Annotated in this window: 16 protein-coding genes; 8 read left to right on the forward strand and 8 right to left on the reverse strand. The window is 52.9% G+C overall.

Features of this window, described 5'->3' with window-relative positions:
• The first annotated feature begins 58 nt into the window (after positions 1 to 58).
• Complete coding sequence (kup, locus tag JK231_RS15110; RefSeq protein ID WP_211728945.1) at positions 59 to 1,927, forward strand: low affinity potassium transporter Kup; 1,869 nt, start codon at positions 59 to 61, stop codon at positions 1,925 to 1,927.
• A gap of 279 nt (positions 1,928 to 2,206) precedes the next feature.
• Positions 2,207 to 2,512: a DUF1471 domain-containing protein gene (locus JK231_RS15115; protein WP_045815559.1), complete on the forward strand. Its 306-nt coding sequence runs from the start codon at positions 2,207 to 2,209 to the stop codon at positions 2,510 to 2,512.
• A 26-nt stretch (positions 2,513 to 2,538) separates the two neighbouring features.
• Here JK231_RS15115 and JK231_RS15120 read toward each other — a convergent pair whose 3' ends face one another.
• The 7 genes from JK231_RS15120 to JK231_RS15150 all read right to left on the reverse strand — a co-directional run bounded on the left by JK231_RS15120 (position 2,539) and on the right by JK231_RS15150 (position 9,536).
• The gene (locus tag JK231_RS15120; RefSeq protein WP_211728946.1) at positions 2,539 to 3,498 is read right to left on the reverse strand and encodes a LysR substrate-binding domain-containing protein; all 960 of its coding nucleotides are present in this window, start codon (positions 3,496 to 3,498) and stop codon (positions 2,539 to 2,541) included.
• A gap of 30 nt (positions 3,499 to 3,528) precedes the next feature.
• Entirely contained in the window at positions 3,529 to 4,443 is a 915-nt protein-coding gene (locus JK231_RS15125; RefSeq protein WP_211728947.1) for an alpha/beta hydrolase, read from the reverse strand.
• Positions 4,440 to 5,066, reverse strand: coding sequence for a 3-isopropylmalate dehydratase small subunit (leuD, locus tag JK231_RS15130; RefSeq protein WP_211728948.1), 627 nt, complete (start codon positions 5,064 to 5,066; stop codon positions 4,440 to 4,442). The genes JK231_RS15125 and leuD overlap by 4 nt, the downstream gene beginning before the upstream one ends.
• A 1-nt stretch (position 5,067) precedes the next feature.
• Positions 5,068 to 6,489: a 3-isopropylmalate dehydratase large subunit gene (gene leuC / locus JK231_RS15135; RefSeq protein ID WP_097119159.1), complete on the reverse strand. Its 1,422-nt coding sequence runs from the start codon at positions 6,487 to 6,489 to the stop codon at positions 5,068 to 5,070.
• Positions 6,490 to 6,636: 147 nt separating this feature from the next.
• The gene (locus JK231_RS15140) at positions 6,637 to 7,932 is read right to left on the reverse strand and encodes an FAD-binding oxidoreductase (RefSeq protein WP_211728949.1); all 1,296 of its coding nucleotides are present in this window, start codon (positions 7,930 to 7,932) and stop codon (positions 6,637 to 6,639) included.
• A 16-nt stretch (positions 7,933 to 7,948) separates the two neighbouring features.
• On the reverse strand, positions 7,949 to 8,371 hold the full coding sequence (locus tag JK231_RS15145; protein WP_211728950.1) for a RidA family protein: 423 nt from the start codon (positions 8,369 to 8,371) through the stop codon (positions 7,949 to 7,951).
• A gap of 25 nt (positions 8,372 to 8,396) precedes the next feature.
• Positions 8,397 to 9,536, reverse strand: a complete 1,140-nt coding sequence (locus JK231_RS15150) for a tyramine oxidase subunit B (RefSeq protein WP_160833874.1) — start codon at positions 9,534 to 9,536, stop codon at positions 8,397 to 8,399.
• Positions 9,537 to 9,767: 231 nt separating this feature from the next.
• On the opposite strand from JK231_RS15150, the gene JK231_RS15155 reads away from it, so the two are divergent.
• The 4 genes from JK231_RS15155 (at position 9,768) to JK231_RS15170 (ending at position 14,480) form a co-directional block, all read left to right on the forward strand.
• Complete coding sequence (locus tag JK231_RS15155; protein WP_034823993.1) at positions 9,768 to 10,598, forward strand: helix-turn-helix domain-containing protein; 831 nt, start codon at positions 9,768 to 9,770, stop codon at positions 10,596 to 10,598.
• A gap of 149 nt (positions 10,599 to 10,747) precedes the next feature.
• Complete coding sequence (locus JK231_RS15160; RefSeq protein ID WP_097119155.1) at positions 10,748 to 12,136, forward strand: APC family permease; 1,389 nt, start codon at positions 10,748 to 10,750, stop codon at positions 12,134 to 12,136.
• Positions 12,137 to 12,442: 306 nt separating this feature from the next.
• Positions 12,443 to 14,089 (forward strand): malate dehydrogenase (quinone), encoded by a 1,647-nt coding sequence (gene mqo, locus JK231_RS15165; protein WP_211728951.1) that lies wholly within the window; start codon positions 12,443 to 12,445, stop codon positions 14,087 to 14,089.
• Positions 14,090 to 14,219: 130 nt separating this feature from the next.
• Positions 14,220 to 14,480, forward strand: a complete 261-nt coding sequence (locus JK231_RS15170; protein ID WP_211729055.1) for a hypothetical protein — start codon at positions 14,220 to 14,222, stop codon at positions 14,478 to 14,480.
• A gap of 6 nt (positions 14,481 to 14,486) precedes the next feature.
• On the opposite strand, the gene JK231_RS15175 is transcribed toward JK231_RS15170, so the two are convergent.
• The gene (locus tag JK231_RS15175) at positions 14,487 to 15,377 is read right to left on the reverse strand and encodes a LysR family transcriptional regulator (RefSeq protein ID WP_211728952.1); all 891 of its coding nucleotides are present in this window, start codon (positions 15,375 to 15,377) and stop codon (positions 14,487 to 14,489) included.
• Between the two features lie 103 nt (positions 15,378 to 15,480).
• Between JK231_RS15175 and JK231_RS15180 the strand changes: the two genes are divergently transcribed.
• Entirely contained in the window at positions 15,481 to 16,899 is a 1,419-nt protein-coding gene (locus tag JK231_RS15180; RefSeq protein ID WP_211728953.1) for a coniferyl aldehyde dehydrogenase, read from the forward strand.
• Between the two features lie 13 nt (positions 16,900 to 16,912).
• Positions 16,913 to 17,602 carry a type 1 glutamine amidotransferase domain-containing protein gene (locus JK231_RS15185; protein WP_211728954.1) on the forward strand — a complete coding sequence of 230 codons (690 nt, stop codon included), beginning with the start codon at positions 16,913 to 16,915 and terminating at the stop codon, positions 17,600 to 17,602.
• Positions 17,603 to 17,717 lie beyond the last annotated feature (115 nt).

Consider the following 17,717-nt stretch of genomic DNA (forward strand, 5'->3'; position numbering starts at 1 on the left):
TGTTCGCCGTCATAGACACAGCCATCGCCGTTCCACGCTGATAAGAAACAGGAAATATATGAGTCAGACCGAGAAACAGTCTCTGCCTGCTGGCATGTTGGCCGCCGCAGGGATCGTGTTTGGTGATATCGGTACCAGCCCGCTTTACACCCTGAAAGAGTGCCTGTCGATCTTACCGGATGGATCAATCTCAACCACTGCCGTGATGGGTTTTCTGTCACTGATTTTCTGGGCGTTAACCCTGATCGTTACCCTGAAATATGTCTGCTTTGTCATGCGTGCCGACCATGATGGTGAAGGCGGTATTTTAACGCTGATGTCACTGGCGCGTCGTAACGTCGGTCCGAAGATTGGTCACATCATTATTCTGGCCGGTTTGACGGGTGGCGCCTTCTTTTACGGTGATGGCATCATCACGCCGGCGATTTCGGTGCTCTCCGCCATTGAAGGGATTGAGGTGGTATCACCCCAACTCGACAAATACGTGGTCCCACTGGCGGTACTCATACTCACGCTGTTGTTCTTCATCCAGAAACACGGTACGGAAAAAGTCAGTAAAGTATTTGGGCCGGTGATGTTTGTTTGGTTCGTCTCGATTGGTTTACTGGGTATTCGCGGGATTGCGCTCAACCCCACGGTCTTGCAGGCGCTGAATCCCAGCTACGCGCTGACCTTTTTGCTGACTCATGAAGCGCTCGCCTTTGCCGCGATGGGTATGGTGGTACTGGCCGTTACCGGTGCCGAGGCGCTGTATGCGGATATGGGACATCTCGGCAAAGCGCCGATCCGCCTGGCGTGGCTGGTGATTGCCATGCCTGCCCTGGTGCTCAATTACTTTGGCCAGGGTGCACTGGTGATTGCGGATGCGAAGACGATCAATAACCCGTTCTTCAACCTCGCGCCGGGCTGGGGGCAAATTCCCCTGATAGTGCTGTCAACGCTCGCCACGGTGATCGCAGCCCAGTCGGTGATTACCGGCGTTTACACCCTGACGCATCAAGCGATTCGTCAGGGGTTTCTGCCACCCATGCGTATTGTGTTCACCTCGCATACTGAATCTGGCCAAATCTACATTCCCGTGGTGAACTGGCTGCTGTTTGTTGCGGTAACGGTGATTGTGCTGGCGTTCCGTCAGTCCTCGGCCCTCTCCTCCGCTTACGGTATCGTGGTGACCGGCACTATGGTGATCACCGCCTGTCTGGCCGGCGTGGTGGCGCTGCGTAACTGGAAATGGCCACTGCCGCTGGCGGTGATTTTCCTGCTATGTATGCTGAGCATTGACGTGCCGCTGTTTGCTGCGAACCTGATGAAACTGCTGTCAGGTGGTTGGGTTCCGGTACTGATGGCGCTGACCATGATGGGGTTGATGCTGGTCTGGAGCACCGAGCGTAATCGGTTAATCAAAAAATTGAACAACGATCCAGAAAGCCTGCAGGCGCTGGTGAAATCACTGGAAACCAATCCGCCCAGTCGTGTACCGGGTACTGCCATCTTCCTGGCGCGTAAAGAGTTTGAGATTCCACAGGCGCTGCTGCATAACCTCAAGCATAACCGGGTGCTGCATAAGCGCGTGGTGTTGCTGAACATCCGCACGACAGATACGCCACGCGTGCACAATCAGAAGCGCATCACCATCACCCAACTTTCGCCGTCCTTTTGGCAGGTAACCGCGGCATACGGCTGGCGAGAAGTCCCTTCAATGGCGGAGGTTTTACACCTGTGCGGACTGGAAGGTTTTGGCTGCACGCTGAATGAAGCGTCTTTCTTTACCTCACACGACACCCTGGTGATGAAAAAACGCCGCGGACTGGCAAGAATAAAAGGCGGCATCTTTCACTTCTGCCAACGCAATGCGCTGCGTGCGCATGAGCAATTTAATATTCCCCCCAATCGCGTTATCGAACTGGGTGGACAACGCGAGTTTTAACAAAATGGGGCGTGCATGACGCCCCAATCAACTTATTGCCCTGCCACAAATGTAACCAGATGAAAGAATATTCCCGAAAGTTTAACGGAGTTGTGGCTGAACTTTTCTTAACAACTAATTAGCAATTAAAGCTAAAACGCATAACCTCAAAAGGTGTTTATTAAGCCTACCGGCACTCATTACCTGCCGTGCGCAACTGCCGGAATGTATAAAATCACTATCAACAATAAAATGCATAGCTTCGAAATCGGCTCAGCAGTTATTTTGAGGAGTAAGACCATGAAAGAACTTATTAATGACGTTATCTCTATTTTCACACCGCAAAATGTTAAACCCGTTTTAGTCCGTGCGGATTTGACCCATCGTGAATTATCATCAATTCATCCTGTGGGCTTTACTTCCGTGAGCTGGGCCACTTCGATGGAAGAACTGACTGATGCGATTGTGAAAAAAACGCTCGCTGCAGGGGCCGTGGGTTATCACATCACTGATGTTGAATCCCATGAGCCGGGCCACGATGGTCAGCATGTAATGGCGGCTACCGCAACCCTGTACCATATCAATAGCAAAGTGGCGTACGGCTAATGTTAACCCCCCCTTCGCTGTTGCATTTAAGCCTGCCACTCTTGTGACAGGCTTTTATCTGCAAAGTATTCGGCGAGAAAATCAATAAACACTTTCATGCGCGGCGATTCCGATGTCCGTTGCGTATACACCGCCCAGATATTCGCCTGCTGATACCACTGCGGTAAAACATGGACCAATTCGCCAGTGCTGAGAAAAGGCACCACATCCCATGCCGAGCGGAGCGCAATCCCGTGTGACTTCAACGCCCAGTTTAAAATGACCTTGCCACTGTTTGACGAATAATGGCTATTAAGGCGGCACAATACCTGTTGCTTACCGTCAGTCAGCGCCCAATTGCCGAATGAATTGTTCTTTTCGTTGATGATAAGACAGCTATGGTCAATTAATTCATCCAGCGAATTGACCGCCCCAGCGCGCGCTAAATATTCAGGGGATGCGCAAAGAATACGCCGATTAACGGCCAGTTTACGCGCGATGTAAGAGTGATTCAGATTATCGCCAACCTGTATATCCACATCGGTGCCAGATTGCATCAAATCAATCTCACGATCGCTTAAAATGAGTTTGATATTTAAAGATGAATGCTGAGAAATAAAGGCTGAAATGGCATCAGATAAATACGTCTGACCAAATCCCAGCGAACAGCCAACGGTCAACTCACCGGTTAATTCACCGCGCCACTGCTGAAAATTATTCAGAAACGCATCCATTTCCTGCACCACTTGCAGCGCCCCCTCCAGCGCTTTCTCACCTTCTGGCGTCAGGCGCATCACCCGATTGGTGCGGAAGAAAAGCCGGGTGTCGAGCTGTTTCTCAAGAATGGCGATACGTTTGCTGATATACGATGGAGACTGGCCCAGCTCCACGGCAGCGCGACCAAAACCACCATGACGCGCCACGCTGATAAACACATAGAGGTCTTCGACAGAGGGCCAGCCCTGTAGCGGTTTCTGAACGTTTTTCCCGGCAAGCAAGAGCTTCATACTATTACGCAGTTAGCCAACATCGAGCGGTTATAACACAGAATCGAGAAAGCCCTGAAGCTGTGCTAAAAATACCGCCGGGACTTCTTCCTGTGGGGAATGCCCACAAGGCAGTGCCTTGCCCTGCACATTAATGGCCTTCTCCTGCCAGGTTTCAACCACATCGTATAGCTGACCGACCGTGCCCTTTTCCCCCCACAGCAATTGAAGCGGACAAACGATGCGTTTGTCGCTGTCCTCTGCATCGTGCTCTAAATCCACCGTGGCGGCCGCGCGGTAATCTTCGCAGACGGCGTGGATCATCTCGGGCTGCTGATAGCAGCGCAAATAATCATTGAATACCGCTTCTGAAGTCGCCCCCGCTGTCTTGAGTTGACCATCAATATGTTTTCGCAGGAAGAAAGCCGGATCGTGTCCGATCATTGTCTCCGGCAGTGGATAAGGCTGGATCAGAAAGAACCACCAAAAATAGCGCGTAGCAAACGCCTTATCGGTCTGCGCATACATGGTGGCAGTCGGGGCGATATCGACGAAAGTGCCGCAAGCCACTTTCTCCGGATGGTCAAGCGCCAGACGATGTCCAACCCGGGCACCGCGATCGTGTCCGACAAACGCGACACGCGAAAGACCCAGTGCATCAATCAACTGGCTGATATCTTCAGCCATGGCGCGTTTTGAATAGGCCAGATGGCGTTCGTCGCTGGCGGGTTTGTCGCTGTCGCCGTAGCCGCGCAGATCAGGCAGGATCACCTGGTATTTTTGCGCCAGCTGCGGAGCGATTTTACGCCACGCCAGATGATTTTGTGGATGCCCGTGCAGCATCAGCAACGGCGGTCCTTCGCCCCCGATTGCCACGCGTAGTGTGATACCGTTGTCCAGCGTGACCGCTTTCAAGGCAAATCCGTCGATAAACGGCGATGCGCCGCAACCCTTGATGTCACTCATGCTGTTTGTCCTTTAACCCGCTGCAGCCAGGGGCGCTGAGCAAAGTGCCGATGTTCAAACTGCGTAATGTCAGTCTCGTATTGGAGCGTCCAGTCTACCGCGCTGCCGCCACCCATTAACATCTCACGTTTGAGCGCGCTGACCTCAAAATGCAACACCTGCTGATTGAAGGTGAGGGTCTTATCTTCCAGAGAAACCGTAATCTGGTTGTGTTCTGCATCAGCGGTAGCAGCGCTGAGCTGCTGATACGCCTCCTCACTTAGCGTTAGCGTCAATACGCCGTTGCGCTGGCAGTTATCGTCAAAGATGCCGGCAAAACTGGTGCCGATGATGGCGCGAATGCCCAGCTGATTGAGTCCCCACACCGCATGTTCGCGACTGGAACCACAGCCAAAGTTGGGTCCTACCAGCAAGAATGCCGCGTTCTTTCCGGCAGGCTGGTTGAGGATAAACGCGGGATTCGCACTGCCGTCGGGCAAAAATCGCAGGTCAAAGAACACGCCCCGATCCAAACCCTGGCGATCGATGCCTTTCAGAAACTGCTTTGGCATGATCACATCCGTATCAATGTTGGCCGCCGGTAAATGGGCAATGCGTCCGGTGATGCTGTGAAAAGCGTCCATATTAAACCTCTACTGTCGTGAAGTTGCGTACATCGACCAGATGACCGGCCACCGCAGCGGCGGCGACCATCGCCGGGCTCATTAAATGGGTTCGTGCTCCTGCACCCTGGCGGCCCGCAAAATTGCGGTTGGTTCCTGAAGCACAGCGATCGCCGGGTTCCAGGACATCTTCATTCATTGCCAGGCACATTGAGCACCCCGACTGCCGCCACTCAAAACCTGCATTGATAAAAATGTCGGCTAAGCCTTCAGCCTCTGCTTGCTGACGCACCTGTGTGGAGCCTGGCACGATGATCCCGCGCACGTGTCGGGCGATTTTGCGCTCGCCAATCACCGCTGCTGCAGCGCGCAAATCTTCGATTCTGCCGTTGGTACAGGAGCCAATAAACGCATGGGTGATGGCGATGTCAGACAGGCGCATGCCAGGTTCCAGCCCCATATATTTCAGTGCGGCTTGTATTGCCTGCTGTTTAATCAAATCGGGTTCGTATTGCGGATCAGGTACACAGCCGCCAATAGCACAGGTCTGATCCGGGCTGATGCCCCAGGTCACTTTAGGTTCAAGGTCGCTGCAATCCAGCTCAATCGCACGGTCGAATTTGGCCCCGTCATCACTGCGCAAAGTCATCCATTCGGCCTTTGCCTGCTCCCACAATGCACCCGTTGGCATTTGCGGTTTGCCCTGGATGTAGGCGAATACCTTCTCATCTGGCGCAATAATCGCTCCGCGTGCACCGGCCTCGACAGCCATATTGCACAGCGTCATGCGCCCTTCCATACTCAGCGCGTCAATCGCCGGGCCGTCAAACTCGATGGCATAACCGGTTGCCCCTGAGGCGCCAATATCTTCAATCAACGCCAGAATGATGTCTTTAGCCGAACAGCCATAAGGCAGCTCTCCCGTTACCGTGACGCGCATGGTTTTCAGCGTGCGATAAATCAGGGTTTGCGTGGCGAGAAGATGTTCAATTTCTGATGTTCCGATGCCGAAACCCAACGCGCCAAATGCGCCATAGGTGGTGGTGTGGCTATCACCGGCGGCAATCACCATGCCGGGCATGACCAGTCCCTGCTCATGCGCAACCACATGCTCGATGCCCTGGCGCGGGTCCATGACATCAAACAATTCGATGCCAAAGTGGGCGGCATTTTGACGGAAGTAATCCACCTGCAGCTGCCCGCCGGCATCGGTCATCGCATCGTCACGCTCAGGACGCGTGGGATTTACGTGATCGACATTGAGTAAGATAGTCGCCGGACGACGTACCGGGCGATGATGTTCACGCAGCCCGCTAAAGGCCTGCGGGCTAGTGTATTCGTTGAGTATTGATCGATCAATATAGAGCAACACATGCCCTTCATCGTCTAACTGACGTACCACATGCTGATCGATCAGTTTTTCATACAGTGTTTTGTTAGCCATGCGATTGCCCACATAAAAGTATCAACAAGTCATTAGAGACTCTAGGGTAATACAGTTGTGGTTAAGACTATGAACACAGTGCGTGAAGTGATGGTTTATGAAGTGTGTTTAATGGGCGACCTCACAGCCGCCGATAGAAGTATGATGCTACTGCAAGCGTTCGAAGCGATAAGGTGCGGGATCGATAAGCGGCGTATGCCCGGTCACCAAATCTGCGGCTAACTGCCCGGCTGCGGGTGATGTCCCGAAACCATGCCCTGAAAAGCCCGTCGCCAAAGTTAGCCCAGGTATCGAAGCCACTGGGCCAATCACCGGGTTCGAATCCGGGGTAACATCTATCACGCCAGCCCATGACTCCGCCATCTCCGCCTGCTGGAACACCGGCCACGCCGCGCGAAGGTTGCGCATCGCTTCCTGGTTCAGTGCCGGATTGGCAAGAGGGTCCAGCGTGCGGACCTGCTCAAAGGGTGAACGCCGATTGTTGCGCCAGCGACGTGCCAGTGCAAGATCCTTCACAAAGTATTTGCCCAGCGAAATCCGCAGGTTGTCACGCGCCTGCCGTAGCTGAGGCATATAACGTGTGCCGATCAATAGATGATCAAGCGTTATTGGCGCATCCAGCGCACCGCGTTGAGTGATGATAAAGCCACCGTCCTGGTGTTTTCGGAATGAGAAGTCAGGAGCGCCTACCGCTATATTGGCCGGTCCTTCCAGCGGTTTGGTACGCATCACCGAACAAATCAGCGGCAGCGTCGGCAGATTAATACCGTGATTGCCAAGGAAACGACGCGACCAGGCACCTGCCGCCAGCAACACCTGGTCACAACGAATCTCACCGCGTTCGGTCATCACACCACTGACCTTGCCGTTGCTGGTGACCAGGCCACGCACCGCACAGTGATCCATGATAATCGCCCCCCTGGCGATGGCGGCATTCGCCATCGCGCTGGCCGCCAGCGTGGGTTCGGCTCGCCCGTCGGAAGCAGTGTAAATCCCGCCTGCCCATTTCTCCGCACCGCCTGGCACTTGTGCTGCAATTTGTGCGTGGCTGAGCAAGCGCGTATCCAGGCCAGCGGCACTAACCCCGCTTAACCATTTTTCATGCAGTGACATCTGCTGCTCGTTGCGTGCCACAAACATAATGCCAGCCTGACGATATCCCACGTCACTGCCAACCCGCGCGGCCATCCCCGCCCACAAGCGGTCAGCGGCCTGCGCCAGCGGGATATCCTCCAGCGCACGACTGGTTTTACGGATCCAGCCGAGATTGCGGGAAGACTGTTCGCCCGCAATCCGCCCCTTTTCCAACACCACGACGGGAATATTGCGCTCCGCCAGCGTCAGTGCGGCGGTCAACCCTACAATCCCGCCGCCAATAACGACCACCGTGGTGGCATCCGGCAACGTTGGCGAAGGCGTAACCGGAGAAATAACAGGTGCCATAGCGCGTCTCCCACCCTTACAGGGCTACGGTAATTTCCTGAACCTGAGCGTTACCGGCCCCGCGATAGGCCGTAACTTCCAGTTCAACTTTATAAACGGTCGATCCCAGCGGCGGGCAAGTCACTGTCGAGGCGGGATTAATTCCGCGGAACTTCTCACCAATGATCGCCATCACTGCAGGTACATCCGCCGGATTCTGAATAAACACGCGCGAGCACACCACATCCTGTAATGAGGCATCGATGGCTGCCAGTGCGGCTTCGATATTGGCAAACACCTGCAAAGTCTGCTCGCGCAGGTCTTCGGGAATTTCTTTGGTTTGTGGGTTGCGACCGGCAGTGTTGGAGACATAAATCCAGTTATCCACGGCCACGATGCGCGAATAACTCGCCTGCTCTTCAAATTTCGAACCGGTTTTTACTTTAATGATATTGGTCATGATGTTTTCTCTATTAATGAATGATTTAGCTTAAAACCGGTGATTCCCACAGGTTGAGTTTGACGCCAATGCCTTTTTCCAGTGCGTTGCGATACAACACCGTGCCCCAGGCCACATCTTCCACCGGCATACCACCGACAGACATGATGATGATTTCGCTATCGTTTTGGCGGCCAGGCGCCTCGCCGGCGACAATTTTGCCAATATCTTCCAGCTGCTCCGCCTGCAGCTGCCCTTCAGCGACCATATCCATAAAGCGCACACCGATAATCGGCACGCAGCGATGCGCAGGCTTGGGAACTTCATCAAACCAGGCATGATAGAGTCCGGTGTTATCCAGCACCTTACGCACATCCGACTGCTCCATTCCTTCATCGATATTGCACAGCGCAGGCATGGCGAGGAACGCGCCAGCTTTCACCCATTCACGTTTCACCAGCGGATAAGTGGCGGGATCACCGACTTCACCTGAGCTGCAATAAGTGACAATGTCACTATCGCGCACTACCGCTTCCAGTGAGTCGACAATTTCTATCTGCTTAATTTGTGGATAGGTCTCCTGCACCCAGGTAATGAAGTTATCGAGGCTGCGCTGGCCGCGTCCTTTGACTTTGATGGTGTCGATGTGTGGGCAAACAGCAATAAATGCCGCAACAGCGGTTTTTCCCATCACGCCCGGTCCGAGCAAACCGATCACGCGAGAATCCTTTCGCGCCAGATGACGTGCGCCGACGCCCGGCACCGCCCCGGTGCGATACGCCGACAGCAGATTGGCTGACATATGCGCCAGCGGCGCGCCGGTATCCGCATCATTGAGGGTGAACATCAGAATCGAGCGCGGCAGCCCTTTCTCACGGTTGGCGATGTTGGAGCCATACCACTTGACCCCAGCCGTGCCGAAATTGCCGCCAAGGTAGGCAGGCATCGCCATCATGCGGCGATCGGCAGTGGGTTTTGGCATCGTCGGGAACGGCGAATTTTCCGGGAAGGTCACCATCGCGCCGTGTGAATCATTGTTGGATCCGGCCATGCGATAGTCGCCGTGATACAACAGGCCAAACATCTCTTCCATGGTATCGACACAGGCGGCCATATCGGTCACGCCCGCACGAATCATGTCTTGCTCCGACAGGTAAATAAAATCAATCCGGGTTGAATCACTCATAAGTCGCCTCATCAATCAGTCTTTTGGTCTATTTCCCGCCGTGGCGAGCGCTGCCATAACTAGCGATTTCACTGGCTAAAACCGTCTTAGGTGTCGATGGTCTTCGCTGGGTGAAATAGAAATAGCGCGTCAGTTGTCGAGCTGTATTGAATATTTGCGACATGACGAAATTCGTGCGTGGCACAGTCCTTGCATCACACAGACAGTAAATAGCCCGCAGCGGAGCCCGCCATGACACAATTGCCTCTCTATCGCCACAGTGGATTTCAACCCGAGCAGCCATGGTTTGTGCTGAACGCCGCGCAGCATTATTCGCTGATTGCGTCAGACAACCCGGCTATTTCCCATTTCTACAGTTTTGATGTGGCGCAGAGTGCCAGCATGACGCTGGCGATTCCCGACGGCTGCGTGGATATCGTGTTTGATTGCGATGCGCAGCGGCCAGCAGCACGCGTGTGTGGCACCACGCTGGAAGCGCGCGGTGCCGATATGCAGCATAACCACCACTATTTTGGTGTGCGCTTCGCACCGGGCATCATTCCTGATTTCCTCGATGTGATGGCAGAAGAGATTCCCGATCGTGAGTTTAATTTCCTCGATGTGGTGCCGGATGCACGGTTAGCCTTTGAACAGATCGTGCAGACGCGCGATTTTTCGCGGCAGATTGCTTTGTTCAACGCCAGTTTCACGCCGCGCCTGGTGCGCAAAGCTTCCGCCGTCACATCCTTGATCATCCACACCATGCGCCAGCAGAAAGGCAACATTCGCATTGATCAACTGGAAGCGCTGACCGGCTACACCTGCCGCACTATCCAGCGCCAGTTTCGCCAGGATACCGGGATGTCACCCAAGGCTTTTAGCCGCATTTTGCGCTGCCAGTCGGCGCTGGGCAGCATTCACTTACAGCAGGAAGTATCGTTTAGCGATCTGGCCTTTGATCTTGGATTTAGCGATCAGTCGCACTTCCTGCGCGAGTTTAAAAAGTTTGTCAGCACCACGCCCTGTGATTATCAGCGGCGTATTTCGCATGATGCCTATTTCCATCGTTTGCGTTTCCACTGAGCACTAAAAGGGTGCAGCGTTGCACTGTGACGCTGTCCGATTTTTTCTATCCGCCAGATGCTCAGCTGAGAAATGATGCCGCTATGTTACCGGCCTCAGGCGGCACAGATTGCCTGAGAACTTTCTCTTAGCGGTTGAGGGCTTTGGCGATGAATAAGGATTCCGGCTTACGCAAAAATACGTTGGGTTTGTTTTCTCTGGTCTTTTTTGTCGTCGCGGCAGCCTCGCCGCTGACAGGCGTGGTGGGCGGCTTGCCGGTGGCGATTATTTCTGGCAACGGCGGTGGCATTCCGGTGTTTTATATTCTCTCGTGTATTATTTTGATGTTATTCGCCGTGGGCTTTATTGCCATGAGCCGTCATGTCAATAATGCGGGGGCCTTTTATACCTATATCTCTAAAGGAATCGGCGAAAACTGGGGCGCTTCCGCGTCAGTATTAGCGCTGATGGCGTATATCTCTATTCAGATAGCCATCGTCGCAATGCTGGGATTCTTCACGCAGTTATTTATTGAAGAGCACTTTTCAGCCCATATTCCCTGGTGGGCATTGAGCATGCTATTTGTGCTGGTATGCTGGGTATTGAGCATTAAACGCGTCGAAGTCGGTGGAAAATTACTCGGCATATTAATGCTGGCGGAAGTGGCTATTGTGTTACTCACCGACGTGATGCTGTTAATCAAAAAAGTCGGTCCTTACAGCTTCCAATCGTTCGAGCCATCGGTGTTTATGCAGGGCAACCTTGGCATCGCCTTTATTTTCACCATCGCCGCTTTTATCGGTTTTGAATCTACCGCCATATATGCGGAAGAGTGCCGTGCCCCACATAAAACTGTGCCGCGTGCCACAGTTTGTGCCTTGTTACTGATCACGGCATTTTTCTGTTTCACCAGTTGGTCACTGGTGCAGGCATACGGTTTTGATCAGATTGTCGCGATTGCCAGCAAAGATCCCGGCAACTTCGTGTTTAACATTACCCGGCAATATGTTGGACAGTGGGCTGTAGAAACCATGTCGGTATTGCTGATCACCAGTTTATTTGCAGCGGCGCTGGCGTTTCATAACAATATTTCACGGTATTTGTTCAGCATTAGCCGCGATGGTCTGATCTGGAAAGAGTTGTGCAAAACTCATCCCACTAACGGCACGCCACATAATGCCAGCCACGTTCACAGCGTGATCATGCTGATGCTACTGGCAGGTATGGGCAGCGCGGGATTGGACCCGATGGTGCACATCTTCGCTATCGGTTCTGCCGTCGCCACACTGTGTATTTTGATTTTACAACTGGGCGTTTCCGCTGCCGTGATACTGTTCTTCCGTCGGATGGAGAATAGCGAAAATCCATTCACCGTATTCTGGGCACCGTTACTGTCAATGGTGTGCATGAGCGTGACGATTATTTTGGTGGTTAATAATCTGCAATCCTTAAGCGGCAGTGATTCCAGCGTGGTGAAGATGATTCCCTGGTTCATTGCTGGCTGCGCCTTGATGGGATACGGTATGTCGCTGAAACGCAATTTTAAAGCTCGCGCTTAGTCATCGTCGTGGTGCGCAGCCATGCGCACCCAGTTAGCGAGTAAATATTTAACCTGGCGTTATGGTGTTTTATTTGACCTAAGTCGCGATGCTCGCTATAAAGAATAACCGCGCAGTACTCACGGATATATCTCCCTACCTTTCGCATTCATTGCTTAAATTCCCGCAATATTGGTTTTATGTAAGTTAAGTAATTAACACCAATACTTTATTAACTAAAAACAAGTTAATCTTTTCGTAACAATCTTTTAATTTGCAAACCGAAATTTTAACGTTCACCTGCAAAGTACAAAGATCAGGATCAGAATGACTCACTCTAAAAAAATCGTGTCTGCCCTTTCACTGGTAGCGCTGCTTGTTTCTTCAGTGGTCCACGCTGAAAACGCACCAGAAAAAACCGATGTTCTGTTGATTGGCGGCGGCGTCATGAGCGCCTCACTGGGAACCTGGCTACAGGAACTGCAACCAGGCTGGAAGCAACTGATGGTTGAGCGTCTGGATGGCGTCGCACTGGAATCGTCTAACGGCTGGAACAACGCCGGTACCGGTCACTCTGCGAACATGGAACTGAACTACACGCCAGAGCGTGCAGACGGTTCAATCGACGTGAGCAAGGCGCTGGAAATTAACGAAGCTTTCATGATTTCCCGTCAGTTCTGGACCTCTCAGGTACAGCGCGGCGTAATGCATGACCCGCGTTCATTCATCAACTCCACCCCACACATGAGCTTTGTCTGGGGCGATAAAAACGTTGAGTATCTGACTAAGCGTTACGATGCACTGCAGAAAACCACCCTGTTCCAGGGCATGAAGTTCTCAACCGATCACAAGCAGATTGAGCAGTGGGCTCCGCTGGTGATGGAAGGTCGCGATCCTAATCAGAAAGTGGCAGCCACCTGGACGCCAGTCGGTACTGACGTTAACTACGGTGAAATCACCCGTCAGTTGATTGGCAGCCTGAAGAAAGATCAGAACTTCAAATTAGAAACCTCATCAGAAGTTACTGATTTCAAACGTAACAGCGATAATTCATGGCACGTCACCATCAAAGATGTGAAGAGCGGTGAGAACCGTTCGGTTGACGCGAAATATGTGTTTATCGGTGCAGGCGGCGCGGCCATCAAACTGCTGCAGAAAACCGGTATTCCTGAAGCGGATAACTACGGCGGCTTCCCGGTCGGGGGTTCGTTCCTGATGACCGAGAATCCAGAAGTGACCAGTCGTCACCTGGAAAAAGTGTACGGCCAGGCTTCAGTCGGTGCGCCACCGATGTCTGTTCCACACATCGATGCCCGTAATCTGGACGGTAAACGCGTAGTGCTGTTTGGGCCGTTCGCGACCTTCTCCACCAAATACCTGAAGAATGGCTCACTGTTCGATCTGTTAAGCGCTACCACCACCAGCAACATCATGCCGATGACTCACGTGGGTATCGATAACTTTGACCTGGTGAAGTACCTGATTGGTCAGGTGATGCTGAACGACGACGATCGTTTTGCCGCGCTGAAAGAGTATTACCCGAACGCACGTAAAGTAGACTGGAAACTAATCCAGGCGGGTCAACGCGTACAGATCATCAAGAAAGATGCGGATAAAGGCGGCGTGCTGAAACTCGGCACCGAAATCGTGACCGATCAGCAGAAAACCGTGGCGGCCCTGTTGGGTGCATCACCAGGTGCTTCAACTGCTGCGCCAATCACCCTCGACGTGATGAAGAAGTTGTTCCCGGAGCAGTTCGCTTCTCCTGAGTGGCAAGAGAAGATTCGCGGCATTATTCCAAGCTTCGGCCAGAAACTGAACGGTAACACCGCACTGACTCAGCAGGTCTGGGACAACACCGCTGCTACGCTGCAGTTGACCAAACCACCGGTCATCAACATGGGTGATCAGTCCGTTGCCCCTACGCAGGCTAAGCCTCGTGCAGAATCCGCTAAGCAGGATATGGCGCTGTAATTCTCCTTCGCGCTAATGAAGAAAGCCGGACAATGTCCGGCTTTTTTGTGTCTGGAATAAGGTCAAATCGCATAGCAGACACTCAACCTTCTGCGTGCTAAAATTGGGTATCATTGAATGAGGCAAAGACATGAATAAATCTGCATCATTAAGTGTTGCTAATCAGGTACGTGAACTGGCTAAAGTTCACCACGTAACGGCTGACCGTGATGGTATGAGTCGCATGGCTGTTGCAATTACTCGCCTGGCCGATGACATCGTAGAACTTGATGTCATCGAACAACTTCTGGTTAATCTGAAGAAAAAAGGCATTTTAACCAAGGCAGAAACGCTGGAGATGCAAGGCGACTATCTGCGTGAGAAAAGACAAATTAAACAGATTTACAGATAATAAATCTTAATGGCTGTTATTCATCCCCCAAACCAGTGCCTGTCTTGCATGGGCAATACGCGGTTGGCGCAGAGCGCTGGGTAACCAGATAAGGTGATAGAGAATTTCCGTATCCCCCACTGGCGCGTCCAGCACCACCAACTCCCCTTGCGCGATTTGCGCCTGGCATAAAAATGCTGGCATCACCGACCAGCCAAATCCGCCGCAGAGTAAACTTCGCAAACCACGTAAATCCTGCCCAACTACCGCAGGTAACAGCGTCTGGTATTTAATGCGATTTTTATCCAGCCAATGATCAATCAAAGAGAGTTTTAGGTCATAAGCCAGCAAAGGTTCTTTAATCAAATCCGCAGAAAAATCTGCACTGTTGTGTAAGCGAGCCGCCACGGCCGGTGCAGGCACTGCAACCACACGGTCCTGAAAAATCACTTCCCCCTTTAAACGTGGATCGGTCACCGGATGTGCCGTCACGCCGAGATCACAGTGCCCTTCAATCACCATCTGCGCAACGAGCGGACCATCACCGCTGTGCATATGCACGCGAATGCCGCTTTCAAGCAGAGGAAGCAGCTCACTTGATAATTTCTCCGCCATAAAATCAGCATGTCCAATGATCTGCAACGTTCCACTCACATCCATCGATCGGGCACGCGCGGATGATAAAGCAGACTCTGCGGTATCCAGAGAGTTGCCTATATCAGCGGCCAAATCGTCGGCAGCGGCCGTCGGCATTACGCCATGGGCCTGACGTTCAAACAGCGGTCGACCCACTGCGACTTCCAGGCCGCTAATGTGTTGCGAAACCGCAGGCTGCGTCAGATTCAGTGCGCGCGCCGCACCGGAAATTGAGCGCTGGCGATACACTTCCATAAACGTTCGTAAGCGAACCAGTGACATAGTGCCCCATAAATTATTTTATACCCCTGCCAAAATAGCCTTGTTAGCCGTCAAACACCAGCGCGAGTAAGCTGCCCACATCTTGAAACGCACGGGAAAAATCATGTCACTTCAGCAAGAATTACTGCATGTGCTGCACACAATGAAACAGGCTCATCTGCAGAACGAACCTGCTAGCGCCGAACTTCGCCGCGATCGCTTATTACGCAGCGTGGCATTAATTCGCGAGAATCATGCTGCGTTTACTGCGGCTATCAGCGCCGATTTTGGTCATCGCAGTGCCTATCAAACCCAGGCGGCCGACCTGATGACCACCATCAACATGTTGCAGCACTCCGCCGAGCATCTGGAGCAGTGGATGCAGCCGGAGATCGCCGAAGTCCCGGTTGCGGGTATGCAGGCGCGCATCGAACAACAACCTTTAGGTGTCGTTGGCATTATCAGCCCGTGGAATTTCCCGATTAACCTGGCATTTGGCCCATTGGCCGGTGTGTTTGCTGCGGGCAACACTGCGATGCTAAAACCCTCTGAGCTGACACCCCACACCTCGGCATTACTGGCGGAGTTAGTGCCGCGTTACTTCGCCGCCAATGAACTCAGCGTGGTTCTGGGTGACGCCAGAGTGGGACAAGCGTTTAGCGCTCTGCCATTCGACCATCTGGTCTTCACCGGCAGCACCGCCGTCGGAAAGCATGTGATGCGTGCAGCGGCAGAGAATCTGGTGCCTGTTACGCTGGAACTGGGTGGAAAGTCGCCGGTGGTGATCGACGCAGATGCGGATGTGGCAATGGCGGCAGCCCGAACCCTGACCATAAAAACCTTTAACGCCGGTCAAATTTGTATATCACCGGATTACCTATTACTTCCGTATGCCGCTGAAGCGGAATTTATCACCGCGTCACAGCAGTTCATGCATCAGACGTACCCAACGCTGCAAAGCAACGTGGATTACACCGCCATAATCAGTGCTCGTCATTATCAGCGATTGATCGGTCTGATCGAAGATGCCCGAGCTAAAGGTGCCCGGATCGTTAGCCTGGCCCCTGCGGGTGAGCCGGACTTTGATGCGCAAAGCCGCAAAATCGCGCCGCATTTGATCCTCAATGTCTCCGAAGAGATGGCAGTCATGCAGGAAGAGATTTTTGGCCCGCTGCTGCCAGTCAAAAGCTACAGCGGAGAGGTAGAGGAAGCGATTCGCTATATCAATGCGCATCCACGTCCACTGGCCGCTTACTATTTTGTCCATGATAAACAGCGTCAAAAGCTGATGGCTCAGCACACCACTTCTGGCGCACTGGTGATAAATGATGTCATGACCCATGCTTCTCTCGACAGCCTGCCATTTGGTGGCGTGGGCGCATCCGGTATCGGCGCGTATCACGGGATTCACGGATTCCGTCGTTTCAGTCACGCCAAGCCGATTGTGATCCAGGATGAGGCGGGCACCACAAATTTACGGCTGCGTGCGCCCTATCAGGACAAAAGCGCAGCATTGACTGCATTACTGAATAACCAACATTAATCGAGGACAGACAATGAAAATTTTGATGGTTCTAACATCACATGACGCGTTGGGCAACACCGGCAAAAAAACCGGGTTCTGGCTGGAAGAGTTCGCCGCACCCTACTTCGTGTTTAAAGATGCGGGTTCCGAAGTGGTGTTGGCTTCTCCGGCGGGTGGACAACCGCCGCTGGATCCAAAAAGTGATTTACCTGAATTTCAGACTGCTATGACCGAACGTTTCAAATCTGATGCGGCGGCACAGCAGGCGCTGGCCAATACCGTGAAGTTGGCAAGCATTGATCAGCAGGATTTCGATACGGTCTTTTATCCTGGCGGCCACGGTCCACTGTGGGATCTGGCGGAGTCAGCAGACTCCATCCAGTTGATCGAATCTTTCGATCGTGCGGGTAAGCCGATGGGTTTTGTCTGCCATGCACCTGGCGCATTGCGCCATGTGAAAGCTGCGAGCGGCGCCCCGTTAATTCAGGGTAAGCAGGTCACCGGCTTTACCAATAGCGAAGAAGCAGCCGTTGAGCTGACCGACGTGGTGCCTTTCCTGATTGAGGATGAGTTCATCAAACTGGGCGCGCATTATCAAAAAGGCACGGACTGGGCACCGTTTGTCGTACAAGACGGTCAGTTGATCACCGGGCAAAATCCGGCCAGCTCAGAAGATGTGGCGAAAGCGCTGCTGCTGCAACTGGCAGCACAACAGCCTTAATCGCGTTAAAGCGCATCACTGCTCTGGCGGTGATGCGCCCTCGTCTTATTAACCCTCCCATTAATGAATTTTGCTCATAGGTGCTAGTAGACTGGCGCACCTAATCAATCCCTTC

This window comes from Pantoea sp. JGM49 (genome assembly GCF_018257655.1).
In the GTDB taxonomy this organism is placed as follows: domain Bacteria; phylum Pseudomonadota; class Gammaproteobacteria; order Enterobacterales; family Enterobacteriaceae; genus Pantoea; species Pantoea communis.

What these genes read in the sequence shown, in the direction of transcription:
- leuC (WP_097119159.1), bottom strand. Translation starts at nt 6,489, where the DNA reads ATGGCTAACAAAACACTGTATGAAAAACTGATCGATCAGCATGTGGTA.
- JK231_RS15185 (WP_211728954.1), top strand. Translation starts at nt 16,913, where the DNA reads ATGAAAATTTTGATGGTTCTAACATCACATGACGCGTTGGGCAACACC.
- JK231_RS15115 (WP_045815559.1), top strand. Translation starts at nt 2,207, where the DNA reads ATGAAAGAACTTATTAATGACGTTATCTCTATTTTCACACCGCAAAAT.
- JK231_RS15140 (WP_211728949.1), bottom strand. Translation starts at nt 7,932, where the DNA reads ATGGCACCTGTTATTTCTCCGGTTACGCCTTCGCCAACGTTGCCGGAT.
- JK231_RS15125 (WP_211728947.1), bottom strand. Translation starts at nt 4,443, where the DNA reads ATGAGTGACATCAAGGGTTGCGGCGCATCGCCGTTTATCGACGGATTT.
- JK231_RS15170 (WP_211729055.1), top strand. Translation starts at nt 14,220, where the DNA reads ATGAATAAATCTGCATCATTAAGTGTTGCTAATCAGGTACGTGAACTG.
- JK231_RS15175 (WP_211728952.1), bottom strand. Translation starts at nt 15,377, where the DNA reads ATGTCACTGGTTCGCTTACGAACGTTTATGGAAGTGTATCGCCAGCGC.
- kup (WP_211728945.1), top strand. Translation starts at nt 59, where the DNA reads ATGAGTCAGACCGAGAAACAGTCTCTGCCTGCTGGCATGTTGGCCGCC.
- JK231_RS15180 (WP_211728953.1), top strand. Translation starts at nt 15,481, where the DNA reads ATGTCACTTCAGCAAGAATTACTGCATGTGCTGCACACAATGAAACAG.
- JK231_RS15160 (WP_097119155.1), top strand. Translation starts at nt 10,748, where the DNA reads ATGAATAAGGATTCCGGCTTACGCAAAAATACGTTGGGTTTGTTTTCT.
- JK231_RS15145 (WP_211728950.1), bottom strand. Translation starts at nt 8,371, where the DNA reads ATGACCAATATCATTAAAGTAAAAACCGGTTCGAAATTTGAAGAGCAG.
- leuD (WP_211728948.1), bottom strand. Translation starts at nt 5,066, where the DNA reads ATGGACGCTTTTCACAGCATCACCGGACGCATTGCCCATTTACCGGCG.
- JK231_RS15150 (WP_160833874.1), bottom strand. Translation starts at nt 9,536, where the DNA reads ATGAGTGATTCAACCCGGATTGATTTTATTTACCTGTCGGAGCAAGAC.
- JK231_RS15120 (WP_211728946.1), bottom strand. Translation starts at nt 3,498, where the DNA reads ATGAAGCTCTTGCTTGCCGGGAAAAACGTTCAGAAACCGCTACAGGGC.
- JK231_RS15155 (WP_034823993.1), top strand. Translation starts at nt 9,768, where the DNA reads ATGACACAATTGCCTCTCTATCGCCACAGTGGATTTCAACCCGAGCAG.
- mqo (WP_211728951.1), top strand. Translation starts at nt 12,443, where the DNA reads ATGACTCACTCTAAAAAAATCGTGTCTGCCCTTTCACTGGTAGCGCTG.